The organism is Azospirillum sp. RU38E (genome assembly GCF_900188385.1).
In the GTDB taxonomy this organism is placed as follows: Bacteria; Pseudomonadota; Alphaproteobacteria; order Azospirillales; family Azospirillaceae; genus Niveispirillum.
Genome location: NZ_FZOI01000003.1, coordinates 331,766 through 350,633, shown reverse-complemented (window position 1 = coordinate 350,633; position 18,868 = coordinate 331,766). Strand labels below are relative to the sequence as shown.

Genomic DNA, 18,868 nt, shown 5'->3' with positions numbered 1-18,868 from the left:
GAATGTGCTATGATCCGCCGGGTTTCGATGGGTGGAGGCGCTGGATGAGCGGAAATCTCTATGAGACGGATTTCTATGCCTGGGCCATGGAACAGGCGGCCTTGCTGCGCGCCGGCAAGCTGTCGGCGGCGGATATCGACAATATCGCCGAGGAGATCGAGAGCATGGGCAAGACCGAAAAGCGGGAACTGATCAGCCGCTTGAAGGTTCTGCTGATGCATCTGCTGCAATGGCAGTTTCAGCCTGCCGGTCGCTGTGTTTCCTGGCAATTGACGATCAAGGAAAAGCGGCGGGAGGCTGCCCGGCATCTCGCCGACAATCCCAGCCTGAAGTCTTATCTTCCTGAGGCTATAGCGGACGCCTATGCCGTCGCCATCATCGCTGCCGCACGCGAAACATCGATAGCGGAAGAAACCTTTCCGGCAGAATGCCCCTGGTCTTTTGAGCAGATCATGGATGGGGCCTTCTGGCCGGATCAGCATTAAGCGGCAGCCCACCCCACCGGCGCCATCACACCGGATGGGGGGCAAGGCCACAAGGAACCTTTGGAATGGATATGACGACACCCCGCGATGGCCAGCCCGAGCCGCAGCCCTGCTGGCATTGTGGGGCCGGTGTGGCCGCGCGGGCCCTGTTCTGCCATGGCTGCGGCACTATCCAGCCGCCCGGCGATGTTGATCCCTTCACCCGGCTGGGGCTGGCCCCGTCGTTTGAGATCGCCACCGACGTGCTGGACCGGCAGCAGGCCGGTTTTGCCCGCATCCTGGCCCCCGCCCGCTTTGCCGGGAAGGGGGAGGCGGTGGCTGAAGTGGCCGAACGCCAGCGCCGCGCCCTGGGCGATGCGCTGGCGCAATTGCGCGACCCGGCCCGCCGGGCGAGGGCGCTGCTGACGATTGCCGATGCCGTCCCGCCGCCGCCTGCCCATGGCGGGGATTGGGAATTGCGGCTGGCGGTGGCCGCTACCCAAGCCGCGCGAGAGCGGTTGAAGGGGGAGATCAGAACGGAGATGCAGGCGGAACTGCGCCTGCTGCTGGATGCCTTCCGCCTGGGTGACCTGGAACTGGCCGGCCGGCGGCTGGTGCGGATTGAACAGATGGCGTTTGTCGTCTGACGAGGGACAAAGGGGAGGGATGTGGTCAACCAGACCTCACCCACTCCCCCCGTCCATCAATCCCGGCCGATACCGACATGCATTACATCGATGGTGCCGACGCGGAAGCCGGCGGCGCAGTACCAGAGATATTGTTCCCACATGCGCTTGAACCGCTCGTCAAAGCCCTGGCGGGCCAGATCGGGCCAGGCGGCCTGGAAACGTTCCTGCCATTCCAGCAGGGTACGGGCGTAGTGCAGGCCATAGCCCTCCCCCCCGCGCCAGACCAGCCCCGCCGCCTCGATTTCCGCCCGCAGGCGGGTGGGGCTGGGCAACATGCCGCCGGGGAAAATATAGCGCTGAATATAATCAGCACCCCGGCGGTAGCCCTCGAAATGCTCTTCCCCGATGGTGATGATCTGTAAAGCACCGCGCCCACCCGGCTTCAGCCGGTCATGCAGGGAGGAGAAGAAGGTGGGCCAATACCGTTCGCCCACCGCCTCGAACATTTCGATGCTGGCGATACGGTCAAACTGCCCCTGGGTGTCGCGGTAATCCTGCAAGCGGATTTCCACCTTCTCCCCCAGCCCTTCGCGCTGGATGCGGGCGCAGGCATAATCATATTGCGCCTGGCTGATGGTGATGCCGGTGACGCGGGCGCCGACATGCTTGGCGGCATATTCGGCAAAGCCGCCCCAGCCGCAGCCCACCTCCAGCACATGCTGGCCGGGGGCCAGATCCATGCGCTGGGCAATGGCGGCATATTTGCGGGTCTGCGCCGCCGTCAGCGACTCCGGCTTTTCCAGGTCGGCATAGAGTGCGGCGGAATAGGTCATGCTGGGGTCCAACCAGCCTTCATAAAAATTATTCCCCAGATCATAATGATAGGCGATGTTGCGCCTGCTGCCGCGCTTGCTGTTGGGCCGGGCGGCGTGCATCAGGAATTGCAGCAGCTTCACCCAGGTGCGCCCGTTCATGGCGCGGTCCAGCTCCGCCTCATTGCGCAGCGCCATTTCAAACAGCGCCAGCGTGTCCGGGCTGGACCAGTCCCCCTCCAGATAGCTTTCGCAGAAGCCCAGCTTGCCGCCGCTCAACATGCGGGCGGCAAGCCGGTCATTGCGCACATACAGCACGCCATGCGGCCCCGGCTCCGTGCCATCGAACCGGTGGCTGGTGCCGTTGGGCAGCACGATGGTCAGGGCACCGACGCGGATATTGGGGGCCATGGCCAGCAGCACCCCCATCAGCCGGGACGGGCGGTAATCTGCGGCATCGGCAAGGCCGAGATAACGGGATTCGGTCTGTTCGGTCATGGCTCCACCATAGGCTTGGCGGTTATTGAAGTTGTTCAGTTTTGTCGTTCGGCAAGCCGTGTTTTCAGCTGCACGGGCGGATCAGGCCGGCGATGGAATTTCGCCCCCTTGCGCCACAGGTGCCAGGCCTGCCAATGGATGGCGGTGATGGCCTTCAATGTCACCAGCGGATGCAGGGCCAGCGCCCGCCACAGGCTGGTGCTGGTCAGGGGCCGGCGCCGCCCTGTCTGGGTTGCCACCAATAATTCACCTTCCCCATCCAACAGCCTGATATCCAGGGCGAGCTTGTCACCCGGCTGGCCGGTGCGGAAGTGGTAATCCCCCGCAATATCAAAAAAGGGGGAGACGTGGAATTCCTTGTCATGGGCGTGTCTGGCCCCCTGGCGTGCATCCCAGCCGCCGGGCGTAGGCACGGTATAGCAATGCTGGTCGCCGAAAGTGTTCTTCACCTCGTACAGCAGGGCCCGCAAGCCCCCGTCCGGCCCGTGACAGTAATAGACGGTCAGCGGATTGAAGGCGTAGCCCAGCACCCGCGGCATGGCCAGCATCAGGATACGCCCACCCTCCAGCTCCACGCCCTTTTCCGCCAGCATCTCCTCTACCCAGGGGCGTAGAGGCGAACCGTCGCGCCGGCCATGGTCGCGCGCCCGGATGGACAGCAGGCCCGGCCGTTCATGGACCAGCGGCCAGGGCAGATGGTCCAGCCGGTCAATATCCAGCAGCAACGTGTAGAGGCGATAGCTGAAGGCATGGCGGAACGGCCGGTGCCTGGCGTGGAACACCCGGCAGAGATAAAGCGCGTGGTCCGGTTCCGCCGCTGCCATGCCGGTCACGCCGCCGCCACCTGGGCCTTACCGCCGCGCGGGCGGGCATTGCGCCCGGCGGGCGAGGCGTCGGTAACAGTCCAGGGCCGCCGGGCGCCCAGCGCTTCGGCCACCGCCAGCCCGGCCGACAGGCCATCCTCATGGAAGCCATAGCCCATATAGGCGCCACAGAACCAGGTGCGACGCACGCCCTGGATATCGGCGATGCGGCTTTGTGCCTGCAGGGCGGCGGCATCGAACATCGGGTGATCGTAGATGAATTCCTTGATGCGATATTCCGGCCTTGGCTCCCGGATTGGGTTCAGGGTGACAAATAGCGGGGTGGATGCCTCAATCCCCTGCAGCTCATTCATCCAATAGGTGACGGAGACCTTGGCCCGGCGTTCGCGCGTGCCATTGGCCAGATAGTTCCAGGCCGACCAGGCCTTGGGCCGCACCGGCATCAGGGCCGGGTCGCTATGCAGGCAGGCGCGGTTCAACTGATAGCGGAAGGCGCCCAGCACCTGCTGTTCGTCCGGCGTCGCATCGGTCAGCATGGCAAGCGCCTGATCGGCATGGGCGCCGATCACCACCTGGTCATAATGGCTGGTCCGGCCGGTGGCATCCTGGATTTCCACCCCGCTGGGGGTGCGGTGCAGGCTGGTAATGGCACAATTGATCAGGCAGCGGTCGCCCAGCGTATCGGCCAGCACCCGCACATAGGTGCGGCTGCCGCCCTTCACGGTGAACCATTGCGGCCGGTTCTTCACCTTCAGCAGCCCGTGATTTTGGAAGAAACGCACGAAGCTCTGTGCCGGGAAGGACAGCATCTCCGAGATGGTGGAAGACCAGATGGCCGCCCCCATCGGCAGCAGATGATCATAGATGAAGCGATGGCCATAGCGGCCGGCATCCAGATATTCGCCCAGCGTCAGATCGATGGCGCGCGGGTCGCGCAGCAGCTTTGGCGCTTCCTTGTAGAAGCGCATGATGTCGCGCAGCATCAGGTGATAGGTGGGCGACAGCAGGTTACGCTTCTGCGCGAACATGCCGGCCAGATTGCTGCCGGAATATTCCAGCCGGCCCCGATCCAGGCTGACGGCGAAGCTCATGGTGCAGGGGGTGGAGGGCACGCCCAGATGATCGAACAGGGCGATCAGGTTGGGATATGTCGCCTCGTTGAAGACGATGAAGCCGGTATCCACCGGCACGGTGCGGCCATGGGCGCCGGGGGCGTCCACCGTATTGGAATGGCCGCCCAGATAGTCATTCTGTTCATAGACCGTGACGTCGTACCCGTGGCGCCGCAGCAGCCAGGCGGCACTGAGACCGGAAATGCCGGCACCAATGACAGCGATTTTCATAAGCTGAACCCTTTCTTAATCCGCTGTCGGCCCTGCACCGCCCTTGATCGCCTGAAAGGCGTCAAGGGCGCGCTGGCGTCCCATCGCATGGTCGATGACCGGCCGGGGGTAATGATGCCCCAACACGATCCCGGCGTCCCGCAGCACCATGGTCGGTGCCTCCCAGGGCGCGTGGATATATTTGGCCGGCAATTGTTTCAGTTCTGGTACCCAGTGCCGGACATAATGCCCCTCGGCATCGAATTTCTGGCCCTGAAGCACCGGGTTGAACACGCGGAAATAGGGTGCGGCATCGGCCCCGCAACCCCCGATCCATTGCCAGCCGGCGGCATTATTGGCCAGATCGGCATCGACCAGCGTATCCCAGAACCAATCCTGCCCCGCCTGCCAGGGCAGCAGCAGATGCTTGACCAGCAGGGAACCGACGATCATCCGCACCCGGTTATGCATCCAGCCGGTGGTCCAGAGCTGGCGCAGCCCGGCATCGACAATGGGATAACCGGTGCGCCCCCGCTGCCACGCGGCCAGCAGGGCGGGATCGTCGGCCCAGGGGAAAGCGTCAAAGGCCGGATTCAGCGGCCGTTCCGGCAGGGTGGGGAAATTGTACAGCAGAGAGTAGCAGAATTCCCGCCAGCCGATTTCCCGCAGGAATCCGTCAATCTGTGCGGCTGCCGCCTCTGGCACCGTGGCCGCGCGCGCCTTGGCCCGGTGCCAGATCTGCCGGGGGGAGATTTCGCCGAAATGCAGGTGCGGGGACAGGCGCGAGGTGCCCTCCAGCCCCGGCATGTCGCGGTCCTGCTTATACTGCGCCGCCGGCCCGGACAGGAAGTTTTCCAGCCGGGCCATGGCCGCCGCTTCCCCGATGCCGTCCGCCCGCCAGAAGGCGCGCATCCCACCGGCCCAGTCAGGCTTGGTCGGCAGCAGCGCCCAATCGGCCAATGCATCGCCGGCGGGTGCGGCGGCCAGCGGGGGCAGCCGCGCCGGCGCGGGCAGGGCCGGGGCCGGGTTCATGGCCGCCAGACAGGCCCGCCAATAGGGGGTGAAGACCTTGAAAGCCGTGCCGGCCCCCGTCATCACCTCCCACGGTTCCTTCAGCAGGGAACCGTTGAAGCTGCGGGCGGTGATGCCATCATCGGACAGGGCCGCCTTCAGCCGGCTGTCGCGTTCCACGGCGAACGGCTCATAGCAGCGGTTCCACACCACCTCTGCGGCACCCGTCTGCCGGGCCAGATCGCGGATCACCGCATCACCCGGCCCGCGTAGCAGCAACAGGCGGCTGCCGCGTGTCGCCAGATCGGCGGCCAGGGCGGTCAGGCTGTGATGCAGCCACCAGCGGCTGGCACCGCCGGCCCGCCAGGGGCCGGGCGTCACATCATCCAGCACATAGACCGGCAGCACCGGCCGCCCGGTCTGGGCGGCATGGTGCAGCGCCGGGTTGTCGGCCAGACGCAAATCCTGGCGGAACCAGACAATGATCGGGGCGCTCGGGTGTGTCGTCATCAACGGCCAGGGGCTCCGGTAATCTTTTCCATCAACGGCTTATACGGTGCCGGTGCGACATTGGATCAGCGGCTTGTTTCGACCTAAGGTCTATCGTTGATTAATACCAAAGTCATGGGCGCTGATTGTTGATTCGGCGGAATCGAGCCCTATCTATTGAATGTGCCCGGCACCAATGGCGGATACTGGCCCTCCCCCGGCCTGGACTTCCCCCCCGTTCCGCCGCCGGGCACCCGACGGCCCGGATGCATCCCCCGCTCCGGGCCGTCATTATTTAAATCTCCCTTGATCGGGACCGATCAAGGGAGATTTCGAGTTCCCTCACGCGCCGGGCGCTGCCTCCGGCAGCTTGGCTTACGCGGGCATGTGCCCGCGGGCCGGCAGTCGCCGGCCTCCAATCCGCCAAGGGCCAAACCCTCGGCGGATTGGTATTTAATCGGGCATCCCCCTTTTATCCGCCCACCTGTCGCAACGCCTGCCGCGTGGCGGCATCGGCGGTCAGCCGTGCGGCGGGCAGCAGGTGCAGCCGCTCCGTCCCCAGCGCCCAGGTCAACATGTCTCTGCCGAACAGCGTGCGGATGGCCGGGTCCAGCACGTTCAGCCCGCCTGTATAGGCACCGAAGGCTGGCAGGATCAGCCGTTGCCCGTCGCTGACGAAACAGCGGGCGGACAGGCGGCGGCCGCGCACTTGTGTCACCGCCTTGGGATGGTAATGGCCAGAAATCTCCCCCGCCGGGTTCACCCCCTCTGCCGCGTGGCGCAGCAGCAGGGGGCCGTGGCGGATGCTGTCCGTCACCAGACCGCCCCAGCCGGGCGGTGGGGCGGGATCATGGTTGCCGCTGATCCAGACCCAATCATGGCTGCTGGTCAGCGCCGCGATTCGCCGCCCATCGCCGCCGCTGATGCGGCTGGCGGCGTCGGCATCATGGAAGCTGTCGCCCAGGCAGATCACCCGCCGGGGCTGCCAGCGTTGGCAGGCCTGTTCCAGCCGGGCCAGCGTGGCCGCCGTGTCATAGGGGGGCAGCAACTGGCCGAACCGGGCATAGGCGGAACCCTTTTCCAGGTGCAGATCGGCCACCAGCAGCCAGCCCTGTTCCGGCCAGAACAGGGCCCCGCTGATATCCGGCAGCAGCAGGGTGCCGTTCAGGGGAATACGCGCGTCGCTCATGCCGGATCAGGCGATGGTGACGCGGCCATCATCGGCCAGCGGCCAATAAGGATTATAGGCGATTTCCCAATAATGCCCGTCCGGGTCGGCGAACATGCCGCTATAGCCGCCCCAGAACTGTTCCGCCGCCGGGCGCACCAGCCGCCCGCCCTGGGTCAGGGCGAAAGATAGCAGCGTGTCGACATCGGCCTTGTGGAAGACATTATGGGCCAGCATGGACGGGCCCGGCGGCACATGGTCGGCATCCCCGGCCATTTCCCGCAGGTAAGCCGCCCGCCCCAGCAGGCACAGGCCCAACGGGCCGAGCTGGAAAAAACAGGCCTCCCCGGCGCCCTCTGCGGTCACGCCCCAGCCCAGCCCTTCATAAAAGGCACGGGCCCGCGCCAGATCGGCGACGTGCAGGGTGATCAGGGTGACGCGCTGTTCCATCGCAGGGGGGATCTTTCGCGGCGAGAAGGTTCGCCATTGGAACATCCCGCGAACAAATCTGCAAGCGCAGGGATGACAGCAAAGGGCCGCACCCGGCGGCGCGGCCCGTTCCTGATCCTTACGGGAGAGCTTATTATTTCCCGATGGAGGCGCGCAGCATCCAGGCGGCCTTTTCATGATAGGCCATGCGCTGATTCATCAGGTCTTCAGTCACGGTATCACCGGCCTGATCGGCCAGTTCCACCACGGCGCGGCAAGCGCGCGTCACCTGTTCATTGTCGCGCACCAGTTGTTCCAGCATGGCCCGGTCGTCGGGCACGCCATGTTCATCCTCGATCCCGGTCAGTTTCAGGAACTGCGACAGGCTGCCGGGGGCGAAATGGCCCAGCGCCCGGATGCGTTCGGCCAGCTCATCCACCGCCTCGGTCAGATCCTCATATTGGGTCTGGAACATGGCGTGCAGGGAATGGAAACGGTCGCCGGTGACGTTCCAATGGAAGCCATGGGTCTTGCCCAACAGCGTATAGCTGTCGGCCAGCACCCCGGCCAATCCCTCCGCCAGGGCCTGGCGCTGGTCGCGGTCGATCCCCGTCTGCACCGGCAGTAATTCGGTGGAAGGGGGCGTGTGGTCGGTGTCAGAGGCGACGATGGTGGGCTTGCTATTGGCCATGATCGGGTGCTCCGCTGGGTGGCAGGAACCGGCAGGCGCCGGCTTTGCCTGTCTGAAACGCCCCCAGGGCGGATTTGTGCCCGGAAAAGTCGGGGTTCCGGATGACCCTATCCGCATGGACCCGGCCGGGCGTCATGCGAGCGCCATCGAATATTTATGACACCCAGGCCGCATCTGACACAAACTATTGTAATTCGGCTGGTTGTATGTAGCACAACTTTGCCATCCCTTGGGTATCCCCCACCCAAGCCCATGTTTCACATGGATCATTTGACCTTTCACCTTCTGGTATTTTGTTGCAATATAACGAAACACAGTAATCTGGGGCGTCCTGGTGCTGACCCATCTGATCGGCTTCGTTCAGTTCGCGGTGGTAACCTTCCTGGCAGGCGTCGGGGTGAATTTGCTCGTCGCCACCATGTCCCATCTCTATGCCCGGCTGCTGCGCGGCCAGGCCCGGGAGGCGCAGTTGCGGGCGCGGCTGGCCCGCTATGCGCGGCTGGCCAATGGCTTGGCCGCGCGGGTGGAGGATCGCAAGGCCCGCGCCGCCGGGGCCGCCAGCCAGCTGTTCGGCGCCCAGCGCAATGAGAAGGCCCTGCGGACCCGCATCCGGGAATTGGAAAACTCTCCCTATCGCTTCGTGCGCACGCTGGGGGCGGAGCAGTTCCCCAACAAGCCTTATGAATTCCTGGTGGTGAATACATCCGTCGCCCATCAGGTGAAGCGGGGGGAGCGGCACGCCTTTTATGACAGCAGCTGGGCCCAGCCCTGCCCGGTGCATGTCTGGGCGCCAGGGCCGGAGGAGGCCAAGGCGGAGTTCGAGCGGGTCTATCCCCGCGCCTCCGGCTTCAAGGCGGTTTTCGCCCAGTTGCTGACCGGGGTGGCCGCACCCAGCAGCGATGCAGCACCAGCCGAGATGGATGTGGCGACCGAGGAGCCCGCCGCGATGGAGCCGGCATGAGCCCGACCACCCTTTTTCTGATCGGGGCAATGCTGGTGATCCTCTCCCTCCGCCCCACCGTGCGGCGGGCGCGCAAGACGATCCGGGAAACGAAGCGCGCCATCCGCGAACTGCGCCGCCGCCAGTATGCCTTGAGCCAGAAGGTCCGTTCCCTGGCACGCGAAAGCCTGGGGCAGCGGCTGACGGCGGGGCAGGATGACGTTGAGGCAACGGCGCTGAGCGACAAGCTGGGGGAGCTGCAGCGCCGCCTGATGGAACTGGAGGCGGAGGATCGGCGCGTGCTGGTGCTGGATGAACGGCGCGGCCTGTCGGAGACGGGCTGGATCATCTGTGTCCGCCGCCGACGCGACGCGGCATCGCCGCTGGAACCAGACAATGTGACCACCCTCTGGGATGATGGCCGCTACGTCTTCTATTTCGCAGCCGACGCGGCCCGGGCCAAGCGCAAGGCCCTGGTTCGCTTCCCCGAGGAGGCGGGCTATATGATTGTCGAGGTGAAGCCGCATCAGGGCGACCTTGCCGATCCCCCCGCCCTTAATCTGGAAAAGCGGCAAAGTGCCTGAGGGCGGCTTTAGAGCGGATCGCGGAAAAGCGGGATCGCTTTGGAGCGTGAATCCGCTCGCTGAACAAGGACTTAGAGCCGGGTGCGTTTCCGTTTAAACGCACCCGGCTCTAAACCACGATATTGACCAGGCTGCCCGGCATGGGGGCCGGTGGCATGGGTGGGGGCATCGGCGTCAGCTGCACTGGCCCGATGGGGACCGGTGGCACCGGGGGCAGGCTGCGATCCGGCAGGCGGGCGGCCGGGGCCGGATTGGGTGGGGGCGGGGCCGGCGCAGGATCCGCCGATCGCCGGCCCGGTGCGGGTTCCGGCGGGGGCGGGCTGGGGGCGGTATAGCTGCCGGTGACGCCGTTGATGGACATGGGCCGAATCATGGGCCGATGCCTATCGATCCGCAATAGCGCGAAAGCAGGGGGGAAGGTTGCGATTCTGCCTTATCAGGCGGCAGCCATTGCCCGCCCCTTGGGCAGCCGTCAATTCAGGCCCTGGATAAAAAAACGGCCGGAAAACCCAAGGGTTTCCGGCCGAGTTGAACAGGGAGGCTTCACGTCTGGGAGACGCTGGGTCAAGGACCCAACCCCGACCGGGTAAATCGGGGCGAAACACCCGCGCTGCATTGCAGCAGCAGGTGGCCTAAGATTTAAGCATTCCCGCGCATTTCACCAGGGGTGATGCGAAGCGTGAGTTATGCGTTTTGTGCATGGGTCGCGGGGAAGGTTTCGGCAACCTTCTTGACCAGGAAATCGCGGAACACGGCGATGCGCTTGGAATGGCGCAGCTCCTCCGCATAGACGAAATAGGCGTCGATGCGCGGCCCGCTGATTTCCGGCAGCACCCGGACCATGTCCGACTGGCCATCCACCACATAATCGGGCAGCGAGGCGATGCCCAGGCCGCTCTGCGCGGCGCGGAACATGGCGTAGAGGCTGTTGACGCGCAGCGCCGTGTGGCGTTCGCCGCCCGGCGGATCGCCGACATGCAGCGCCCAGTTGATGTTGCTGACCGGGGCCCGCGCCTCGTTCGGATAGGCGATCAGGTCGTGCTGGTCCAGCTCTGCCACCGATTGCGGCATCCCGCGCTTTTCGATGTAGGATTTGTGGGCATAGAGATGCACACGCACCGTCATCAGATGGCGCTGGATCAGATCGGGCTGACGCGGGGCCGACAGACGGATGGCGATATCCGCCTCCCGCATCGACAGGTCCAGCTCATTATCGTCCAGCAGCAGCGTCAGCTGCACATCCGGGTAGAGTGTGAGGAAATCCTTCACCCGCGGGGTCAGCCAGGTGGACCCCAACGCGATGGTGGTGGTGACCTTCAGCGGGCCCTTCGGGTGCTCCTTCGACTCGGAGAGCATAGCCTCCGTCATCGAGAGCTTGGCAAAGACCTCACGTGCGGTGCGATACAGTAGTTCGCCCTGCTCAGTCAGAATCAGTCCACGCGCATGGCGGTGGAACAGCGGCACGTGGAGGCTTTCCTCCAGCGCGCTGATCTGCCGGCTTACGGCAGACTGGCTGAGATTCAGGGTTTCCCCCGCATGTGTGAAGCTGCCCGCCTCCGCCACTGCGTGAAAGACGCGAAGCTTGTCCCAATCCATGGACCCGTCCCTAGAAAGTGGCGCCCTGCGGTGGACACCCCGTCTGTTGATCGGCAGCGGGAATGCAGCCGACGCATGGATGATATACGGGGCTTTCCGCCATTGCTAGGGCTTGTCGCTAAAAACCGTCATTACCGCAAGGTATCGTATTGTCCTTGCAACAGTTTATGACCTGATGGACGTAACCTTCAGGTCACACTTGGGTGTGCGGACGGGTCGCACCGGCCATCCTCCGGCGAAAATACCCGTCCGCACCGGCCTGATTCGGTCAGTGAACCATCTGCCGCCGAATCAATGGCCGGCCAGGAACCTTTCCACTTCCAGGGCTGCCATGCAGCCCATGCCGGCGGCGGTGACCGCCTGACGGAACACCTTGTCCTTCACATCGCCGGCGGCATAGACGCCATCAATGTCCGTGCGGGTGCTGTCGGGGGCGGTGATCAGATAGCCCTCATCATCCATGCGCAGCTTGCCCTTGAACAGCTTGGTCGCTGGGTCGTGGCCGATGGCGACGAACACGCCGTCCAGGCTGCGGTCCGATACGGCATCGGTCTTCACATTGCGCAGGCGTACGCCAGTGACGCGCTTGGGGTCGGTGAAGCTGTCGCCGCCCACACCCAGGATTTCCTCCACCACGCTGTCCCACACCACCTCGATCTTCGGGTGGGCGGCCACGCGCTCCTGCAGGATGCGTTCGCCGCGGAAGCTGTCGCGGCGGTGGATCAGCGTCACCTTGGACGCGTGGTGGGTGAGGTAGAGTGCTTCTTCCAGCGCAGTATTGCCACCGCCGACCACGGCCACTTCCTTGCCCCGGAAGAAGAAACCGTCGCAGGTGGCGCAGGCCGACACACCAGCACCCTGGAAATGCTGTTCGCCCGGAATGCCCAGCCAGCGGGCCTGGGCGCCGGTGGCGATGATCACCGCGTCGGCAACAAACTCATCCCCGCTATCGGCCTTGCAGATGAAGGGGCGCTGGGTGAAATCGACATCGGTGATGATGTCGAAGAACATCTTGGTGCCATAGCGTTCCGCCTGGGCCCGCATCTGTTCCATCAGGTGCGGGCCTTCCACCGGGTCGGCAAAGCCGGGGTAGTTTTCCACATCCTTGGTAATGGTGAGCTGGCCGCCCGGCGTCATCCCCTGGACCAGCACCGGTTCCAGGCTGGCGCGCGCGGCATAGATCGCCGCCGTATAGCCGGCCGGGCCGGCGCCAATGATCAAAACCTTGGAACGATGCGTGGTCATGGGGGCGTTTCCTTGAGCGCGAAGGCTTTAAGCCGATAGTATGGTTTGCCGCAGATGGTCATCCGGCTGCCATCGGGCAAGCGACCCTATCCGCCTTGCTGCCTTGGTTCAACCGCTGTGCAGGGGCGCCTTGCCGCTGCCCTTTGCATAGGGGGTGGTCGTTTGCCCCGGACAGCATTAAATCTAGGGTGCGAAGGAGATCACCCGCCCATGTCCAAGCTGTTCCTGCCGGCCGCCCTGGCCCTGACTGTTCTTGCCAGCAGTGCCGCCCCGGCGGCCCTGGTTGCCGGTCCGGCCGTGGCCACGGAGAATGTCGAAAGCCGCCTGACGCTGGAGACCGAGGGGGCCGCCCCCGGCCAGCAGGTCTGGGTAGCCCTGACCCAGAAAATCCGGCCGCACTGGCATACCTACTGGCTCAATCCCGGCGATAGTGGCATTGCCACCTCCATCGGCTGGACCCTGCCGGCCGGCTGGCAGGCGGGGGATATCAACTGGCCGGCGCCGGAACGCTTCCCCATCGGGCCGCTGGTCAATTTTGGTTACAAGGATACGGTGCATCTGCTGGTGCCGCTGACGCTGCCGGCCGATGCCAAGCCCGGCGCCCCCGTCACCCTGACGGCGGCAGTCGATTGGCTGGTCTGTGAGGACATTTGTATTCCCGAGTCGGCCACGCTGACCCTGGATGTGCCGGTTCTGCACGGTGCTGCGAAGCCGGCGGCGGAGGCGGCGGCCTTGTTTACAGAAGCCCGGGCCAGCCTGCCGGTGCCCAGCCCCTATCCGGTGCGGCTGGTGCCGGGGGAGAAGCAGCATAAGCTGGTGATCCAGGCACCGGAGCTGGCGCAGGGCAAGATCCGCGACGCCTTCTTCTTCCCCGACGATTTCAAGACCGCCGCGTCGAATGCCGCCCAGCCGATGCAGCTGGACGGGCAGGGGCTGACCCTGGCGCTGACCCCCGGCGGGGCCTTGCCCGCCGGTCCGGCCAAAGGCGTGCTGACCTTCGTGGAGGAGCTGGACGGCAAACCGCTGCGCCATGCCTTCGCCATCAGCGCTGACACTGGGGCAGGTGCGGCGGCGGCCCCGGCGGCGGCTGTGCTGGATGCGGCGGCGAAGGAGACGGCGGGCACCTCCCTGGCCGGGGCCATCCTGCTGGCGCTGTTGGGTGGCATGATCCTGAACCTGATGCCCTGCGTCTTCCCTGTGCTGTCGATGAAGGCGATGGCGCTGATCAGCCATGGGCCGGGCCATGCCCGCCAGCATGGGCTGGTCTATACCGCTGGCGTGTTGGCCTGTTTCGCGGCCATTGCCGGGGCGCTGCTGGCCCTGCGGGCCGGCGGGGCGGCCATCGGCTGGGGCTTCCAGCTGCAAGACCCGCTGGTGGTCTCCATCCTGGCCTATGTCATGCTGCTGCTGGGCCTGTCGCTGTCCGGCGTGTTCAATATCGGCACCAGCGCCATGGGCGTGGGCCAGGGGCTGGCCTCCAAGGGGGGGCTGGCCGGCAGCTTCTTCACCGGCGTGCTGGCCACTGTGGTGGCCACGCCCTGCACGGCGCCCTTCATGGGGACGGCACTGGGCTATGCCATCACCCAGCCCTGGTATGCGGCCATGGCCGTCTTCCTGTCGCTGGGCCTGGGCATGGCCTTGCCCTTCCTGGCGCTGACCTTCAGCCCGGCGCTGTTACGCCGGATGCCGCGCCCTGGCCTTTGGATGGACCGGGTGAAGCAGGCGCTGGCCTTCCCGCTCTATGCCTCGGCCGCCTGGCTGGTCTGGGTGCTGTCGGTGCAGGCGGGGCCGGATACGGTGGCCGCCGTGCTCGCCGGCATGGTGGCGGTGGCCTTTGCCGGCTGGCTTTATGGTGTTACCCGCCAGTCTGGCACCGGCTGGCGCGTTGGTGGCGGGCTGGTGGCGCTGGCGTTGGTGGTGGCGTCTGTGCTGGGTGCCGGGCGCACGGCGGTGAATGCCGCCCCCGCTGCCCTGGCCGCCAGCAGCGGCCCGGCGAAGAATTACGAAGCCTTCAGCGAAGCGCGGCTGGATGAATTGCGCGGCCAGAACAAGCCGGTCTTCGTGAATTTCACCGCCGCCTGGTGTGTCACCTGTCTGGTGAATGAACGCACCTCCCTGTCGACCGACACGGTGAAGGCGGCGATGAAGCAGAAGGGTATCACCTATCTGAAGGGGGACTGGACCAACCGCGACGCCAAGATCGCCCGCATCCTGGAAAGCCATGGCCGCAGCGGCGTGCCGCTTTACCTGCTCTATCTGCCCGGTGCGGCGGAACCGCTGGTGCTGCCGCAGTTGTTGACGGAAGGCACGGTGCTGGAGGCGATGGCCCCGATCCAGGGTTAACCCCCAGGGGAACTCTCCAGGCTCCGCTTTGTTGACCAAGGGCGGCCGGTATTGACCGGTCGCCCTTTTCCATTGCCGGCCCCGGTCTGCGCTATGACTTTTGATATATAGCCGCGCCGGGTCTTGCGGATAGCCACGCTCCATCCTATCTTAGAATCATTCCAAGAAGGAGCGGTTCCAAATTGGGAGATGTGGCCGGTGCCAATGCCGGGCCGGTTATCCGCATCGCGCCGCGTCCAGAGGAGGACAGAGGCCATGGCCAGCTACACTGAATCCGTCGACCTGCTGCGCAGTTTCACGTCGCAGGCTAACCGTTTCCCCATGCTGCCCCCCGATGAGGAGCAGCAGCTTGCCCATGCCTGGACGGAGCGGCAGGATCGCCGCGCCTTTGACCAGTTGGTGAAAAGCCATATGCGGCTGGCAGTGAAGATTGCCGCGAAATATGCCCGCTCCGGCCTGCCCATCGCCGACCTGATTTCAGAGGCGAATATCGGTCTGGTGAAGGCGGTGCAGCGCTTTGACCCGTCGCGCGGCTTCCGCCTGTCCACCTATGCGCTGTGGTGGATCAGGGCAGAGGTGCAGAGCTTCGTGCTGCATAACTGGTCACTGATCAAGGGCGGCAATACGGCCGCCTTGAAGCGCCTGTTCTTCAACCTGCGCCAGACCCAGCGCAAGCTGGGGATTGAGGATCGGGTGATGAACGATGATGACGTGCTGCGCGTGGCGACAACGCTGGGCACCTCGGTGGAGGAGGTGCGGGAGATGGAGCATCGCTTCTCCACGCCTGTCACCTCGCTGAATGTGCCGGTGGGGGAGGATGGCGACCATGAAGCCATCGACCTGCTGGCCGATGACGGGGAATCTGTGGAAGAAAACCTGGCCGAGCGCAGCGAGTTGCGCGAACGCCGGGCCATGATGCGCGATGCGCTGACCATTCTGGGGGAGCGCGAACGGCATATCTTTGCCTCCCGCAATCTGGCGGAAAACCCGGTGACCCTGGAAACCCTGGCCCAGCATTATGGGGTCAGCAAGGAACGTATCCGCCAGATCGAAAGCGGCGCCTATAAGAAGGTGGCTCGCCGGGTGCGCAGCAGCGCCGAACTGCCGGCCGGACCGGTGCCACCCATGGCGTCCAAACGCGCGCGGGGCGAATTCCGCGCCATGCAGTGACAGGTGGATGGTGATGGGCCTGGTCCCTGCTTTGCCCCTGGCATGGAAATCATGCTAGGGGTTGCCGCAACAAGCGGCTTGCCGCAGCGCAAAAAGCAGTGAGGGGACCGGAAATGAGCGCCACCAGCCAGATCAAGCGCATCAGCGTACCGGAGATCGCCGCCCGCAAGGGCCAGCAGCCTGTCTCGGTTCTGACCGCCTATACTGTTTCCACGGCCCGGCTGCTGGATCCGCATGTGGATTGTCTGCTGGTCGGCGACAGTCTGGGCATGGTGGTCTATGGGCTGGACAGCACGCTGGGCGTGACGCTGGAGATGATGATTGCCCATGGCGCCGCCGTGGTGCGCGGATCGGCGCGAGCCTGTGTGGTGGTGGACCTGCCCTGGGCGACCTATCAGGAAAGCCCGCAGCAGGCCTTCCGCAACGCCGCCCGCGTGCTGGCGGAAACCGGCGCCCAGGCGGTGAAGCTGGAGGGCGGGGAGGAAATGGCCGACACGGTGGATTTCCTGGTCCGCCGGGGCATTCCGGTGATGGGCCATGTCGGGCTGACCCCGCAGGCGGTGAATGCGCTGGGCGGCTATCGCGCACGCGGCCGGTCGGATGCTGAACAGCACAAGATTCTGGGCGATGCCCGCGCCATTGCCGAGGCCGGCGCCTTTTCCGTGGTGGTGGAAGGGGTGGTGGAGCCGCTGGCCCGCCAGATCACCGAGAGTATTCCCGCCGTCACCATCGGCATCGGCGCCAGTGCCGCCTGTGACGGGCAGGTGCTGGTCAGCGATGACATGCTGGGCCTGTTCGGCGGCTTCACCCCGAAATTCGTCAAGCGCTATGCCACGCTGGGTGAGCAGATCGAGGCGGCGGCGGCGGCCTATACGGCCGATGTGCAGGCGCGGGTCTTTCCGGGTCCGGAACATGTGTTCCCCGTGAAACGTCCGGGCTGATCGGCGGCTATTCCCACCCTGTTAGGGGGGCGGGTTCAACTGGGCCGTTGCTGGCCAGGTGATCCGCCCGAAGGCCCGGGCCGTGTCGCTGGCGGCGATGGTCAGATCGGCCCGATGGGCGACCAGATCGCGCATATGCAGCAGCGGGATCATCGGCATATCCCGGTCCAGAATAGCGGCGGCCTGCGCCGCCAGGGCCGGGATGGCGGCCGGTGGTGCGGCGCGCGCCTTAGCCAGCAGGGCGGTCAGCTGCGCATCCTCATAACCGCTGGGATTGGTGCCGGTATGGTGGAACAGGGGGCCGGCGGTGGCCTCCAGCCCCTCCATCGCCGATCCGGCGGTCAGGCCGATGGCGCTCATCGCCAGGGTAAAATCGCCTTTCCGGATGCGCTCGCGCGTCGCTGGCCCCTCAATGGGTTCCACCTGTGCCTGGATGTTGATGGCGCGCAACATGCCGGCCAGCAGCTCCACCACGCGTGGCTGGTTGGTCACGCGCGTGCGCGGCATCAGGATATCCACTGCAAAACCATCCGGATATCCGGCTTCCGCCAGCAGGTGGCGCGCGCCCTGTATATCACTGGCAGCGCCGGTGGCCCGCGCGGGCAGCCAGCCTTCCATTCCCGGTTGGGCCAGCTGCCAGGCGGGGCCGCCGACCCCCGTCAGCCCCCGCTCCACCAGGGTCCAACGGTCAATCGCCATATGGATGGCCCGCCGCACCCGGCTGTCGGCCAGCGGGTTCGGTTGCCCATCAATGCCCCTGGGGGCCATGTTGAAGGTCAGCAGCAGCACCCGATCGGTGGGCAATTCCGTCAGATGCACATTGGGCTGGCGCTGGAAATAGGGCAGCTGGAAGGGCGGTACATCTTCCATGATGTCCACGGTCCCGGCCAACAGCAGGCGCAGCCGTTCCCGCGCGTCGGGTTCGCTGATCAGGTTCAGGGAGCGCCAGGGCGGCGCCTCCGCTCCATAATAAGGCGATGCCGCCAGCCTGCGGGTATTGGCCTGCGGACTGTCGGCGGCAACGTAAGGACCGCTGCCAAGCTGGGGGTTGCCCCGCCCGGCCAGCACCTTGGCCGGATCGCATCCCATGGGGCCGCCCACGCCGCGCCCATCGGCCGGTGCAGCCACAATGAAAACCAGGCTGAGCGCGGCGGGCAGCAGCCGGTAAGCGCTGTCAAGATGCAGCGTCAGGCTGCTGGTGCCGGTGATCTCCACCAGGGAGAGGCCCAGATAATTGCCGCCAATCTCCCGCGACAGGGTTTCAAAGCGGCAAAGGGAATAGGCCACATCCGTTGCGGTTACGGAGCGACCGTTGGAAAAACGGGCATCATTGCGGATACGGAATGACCATATGCGGTTATCCGTGCTGTTCCAGGCGATGGCCAGCCGGGGCATGACACCAAAGCCATCGCGGGTTACCAGCGTATCGAAGATATGTTCGAAATATTGGAAATCCGCACCGGTACGGGCCTGATGCGGGTCATCAAGGGTGGATTGACCCGACAGTGCGATGGAAAGTTCCTGGCGATCCGCCGCCCATGCGGGGGAGGAGAGGCTCAACAGGGCCAACAGCGCCAAAAAGCCCCGTGCAATGCCCCGCCCTCTGCGCACCATCATCCCCTGTTTTGCCCGGCCGCGTCCGGGCCGGCCCTGTCCCACCAAGGGTGGGGGAACCGGCGGGCATCGTCGGCACGATGCCGCACCCCCCGGCC

Annotated in this window: 18 protein-coding genes; 7 read left to right on the top strand and 11 right to left on the bottom strand. The window is 65.3% G+C overall.

The window, feature by feature from the left end; all coding sequences use genetic code 11:
• The first annotated feature begins 44 nt into the window (after positions 1–44).
• Both CHB97_RS09060 and CHB97_RS09055 read left to right on the top strand, forming a co-directional pair.
• Positions 45–485, top strand: coding sequence for a DUF29 domain-containing protein (locus CHB97_RS09060; RefSeq protein WP_089287635.1), 441 nt, complete (start codon positions 45–47; stop codon positions 483–485).
• A 65-nt stretch (positions 486–550) separates the two neighbouring features.
• The gene (locus CHB97_RS09055) at positions 551–1,111 is read left to right on the top strand and encodes a hypothetical protein (RefSeq protein ID WP_089287634.1); all 561 of its coding nucleotides are present in this window, start codon (positions 551–553) and stop codon (positions 1,109–1,111) included.
• Between the two features lie 56 nt (positions 1,112–1,167).
• Here the strand turns inward: CHB97_RS09055 and CHB97_RS09050 are convergent, their stop codons facing one another.
• From CHB97_RS09050 to CHB97_RS09020, 7 genes are all read right to left on the bottom strand, one after another.
• Positions 1,168–2,403 (bottom strand): cyclopropane-fatty-acyl-phospholipid synthase family protein, encoded by a 1,236-nt coding sequence (locus CHB97_RS09050; RefSeq protein ID WP_089287633.1) that lies wholly within the window; start codon positions 2,401–2,403, stop codon positions 1,168–1,170.
• 35 nt (positions 2,404–2,438) lie between these two features.
• Positions 2,439–3,227 carry a DUF1365 domain-containing protein gene (locus tag CHB97_RS09045; protein ID WP_089287757.1) on the bottom strand — a complete coding sequence of 263 codons (789 nt, stop codon included), beginning with the start codon at positions 3,225–3,227 and terminating at the stop codon, positions 2,439–2,441.
• Between the two features lie 5 nt (positions 3,228–3,232).
• Positions 3,233–4,570 carry an NAD(P)/FAD-dependent oxidoreductase gene (locus CHB97_RS09040; protein ID WP_089287632.1) on the bottom strand — a complete coding sequence of 446 codons (1,338 nt, stop codon included), beginning with the start codon at positions 4,568–4,570 and terminating at the stop codon, positions 3,233–3,235.
• A gap of 15 nt (positions 4,571–4,585) precedes the next feature.
• Positions 4,586–6,070: a deoxyribodipyrimidine photo-lyase gene (locus tag CHB97_RS09035; RefSeq protein WP_089287631.1), complete on the bottom strand. Its 1,485-nt coding sequence runs from the start codon at positions 6,068–6,070 to the stop codon at positions 4,586–4,588.
• A 451-nt stretch (positions 6,071–6,521) separates the two neighbouring features.
• The gene (gene pdeM / locus CHB97_RS09030) at positions 6,522–7,238 is read right to left on the bottom strand and encodes a ligase-associated DNA damage response endonuclease PdeM (protein ID WP_089287630.1); all 717 of its coding nucleotides are present in this window, start codon (positions 7,236–7,238) and stop codon (positions 6,522–6,524) included.
• Between the two features lie 6 nt (positions 7,239–7,244).
• On the bottom strand, positions 7,245–7,667 hold the full coding sequence (locus tag CHB97_RS09025; protein ID WP_089287629.1) for a VOC family protein: 423 nt from the start codon (positions 7,665–7,667) through the stop codon (positions 7,245–7,247).
• Positions 7,668–7,800: 133 nt separating this feature from the next.
• The gene (locus tag CHB97_RS09020) at positions 7,801–8,337 is read right to left on the bottom strand and encodes a Dps family protein (protein WP_089287628.1); all 537 of its coding nucleotides are present in this window, start codon (positions 8,335–8,337) and stop codon (positions 7,801–7,803) included.
• A 334-nt stretch (positions 8,338–8,671) separates the two neighbouring features.
• On the opposite strand from CHB97_RS09020, the gene CHB97_RS09015 reads away from it, so the two are divergent.
• Together CHB97_RS09015 and CHB97_RS09010 are read left to right on the top strand one after the other, a co-directional pair.
• Positions 8,672–9,298 (top strand): hypothetical protein, encoded by a 627-nt coding sequence (locus CHB97_RS09015; RefSeq protein WP_089287627.1) that lies wholly within the window; start codon positions 8,672–8,674, stop codon positions 9,296–9,298.
• A complete protein-coding gene (locus CHB97_RS09010) occupies positions 9,295–9,861 on the top strand; it encodes a LapA family protein (protein ID WP_089287626.1) in 567 nt (188 codons plus the stop codon). The genes CHB97_RS09015 and CHB97_RS09010 overlap by 4 nt, the downstream gene beginning before the upstream one ends.
• Before the next feature lie 109 nt (positions 9,862–9,970).
• Here CHB97_RS09010 and CHB97_RS09005 read toward each other — a convergent pair whose 3' ends face one another.
• The 3 genes from CHB97_RS09005 to trxB all read right to left on the bottom strand — a co-directional run bounded on the left by CHB97_RS09005 (position 9,971) and on the right by trxB (position 12,702).
• A complete protein-coding gene (locus CHB97_RS09005; protein WP_089287625.1) occupies positions 9,971–10,222 on the bottom strand; it encodes a hypothetical protein in 252 nt (83 codons plus the stop codon).
• A 323-nt stretch (positions 10,223–10,545) separates the two neighbouring features.
• Positions 10,546–11,457: a LysR family transcriptional regulator gene (locus tag CHB97_RS09000; protein ID WP_089287624.1), complete on the bottom strand. Its 912-nt coding sequence runs from the start codon at positions 11,455–11,457 to the stop codon at positions 10,546–10,548.
• A gap of 291 nt (positions 11,458–11,748) precedes the next feature.
• Entirely contained in the window at positions 11,749–12,702 is a 954-nt protein-coding gene (trxB, locus tag CHB97_RS08995) for a thioredoxin-disulfide reductase (RefSeq protein ID WP_089287623.1), read from the bottom strand.
• A gap of 210 nt (positions 12,703–12,912) precedes the next feature.
• On the opposite strand from trxB, the gene CHB97_RS08990 reads away from it, so the two are divergent.
• The 3 genes from CHB97_RS08990 to panB all read left to right on the top strand — a co-directional run bounded on the left by CHB97_RS08990 (position 12,913) and on the right by panB (position 17,156).
• A complete protein-coding gene (locus tag CHB97_RS08990; protein WP_200819870.1) occupies positions 12,913–15,045 on the top strand; it encodes a protein-disulfide reductase DsbD in 2,133 nt (710 codons plus the stop codon).
• 255 nt (positions 15,046–15,300) lie between these two features.
• Complete coding sequence (locus CHB97_RS08985) at positions 15,301–16,215, top strand: RNA polymerase factor sigma-32 (RefSeq protein ID WP_089287622.1); 915 nt, start codon at positions 15,301–15,303, stop codon at positions 16,213–16,215.
• 113 nt (positions 16,216–16,328) lie between these two features.
• Positions 16,329–17,156: a 3-methyl-2-oxobutanoate hydroxymethyltransferase gene (gene panB, locus CHB97_RS08980; RefSeq protein WP_089287621.1), complete on the top strand. Its 828-nt coding sequence runs from the start codon at positions 16,329–16,331 to the stop codon at positions 17,154–17,156.
• Between the two features lie 21 nt (positions 17,157–17,177).
• On the opposite strand, the gene CHB97_RS08975 is transcribed toward panB, so the two are convergent.
• Positions 17,178–18,773 carry an ABC transporter substrate-binding protein gene (locus CHB97_RS08975; RefSeq protein ID WP_160105710.1) on the bottom strand — a complete coding sequence of 532 codons (1,596 nt, stop codon included), beginning with the start codon at positions 18,771–18,773 and terminating at the stop codon, positions 17,178–17,180.
• Positions 18,774–18,868 lie beyond the last annotated feature (95 nt).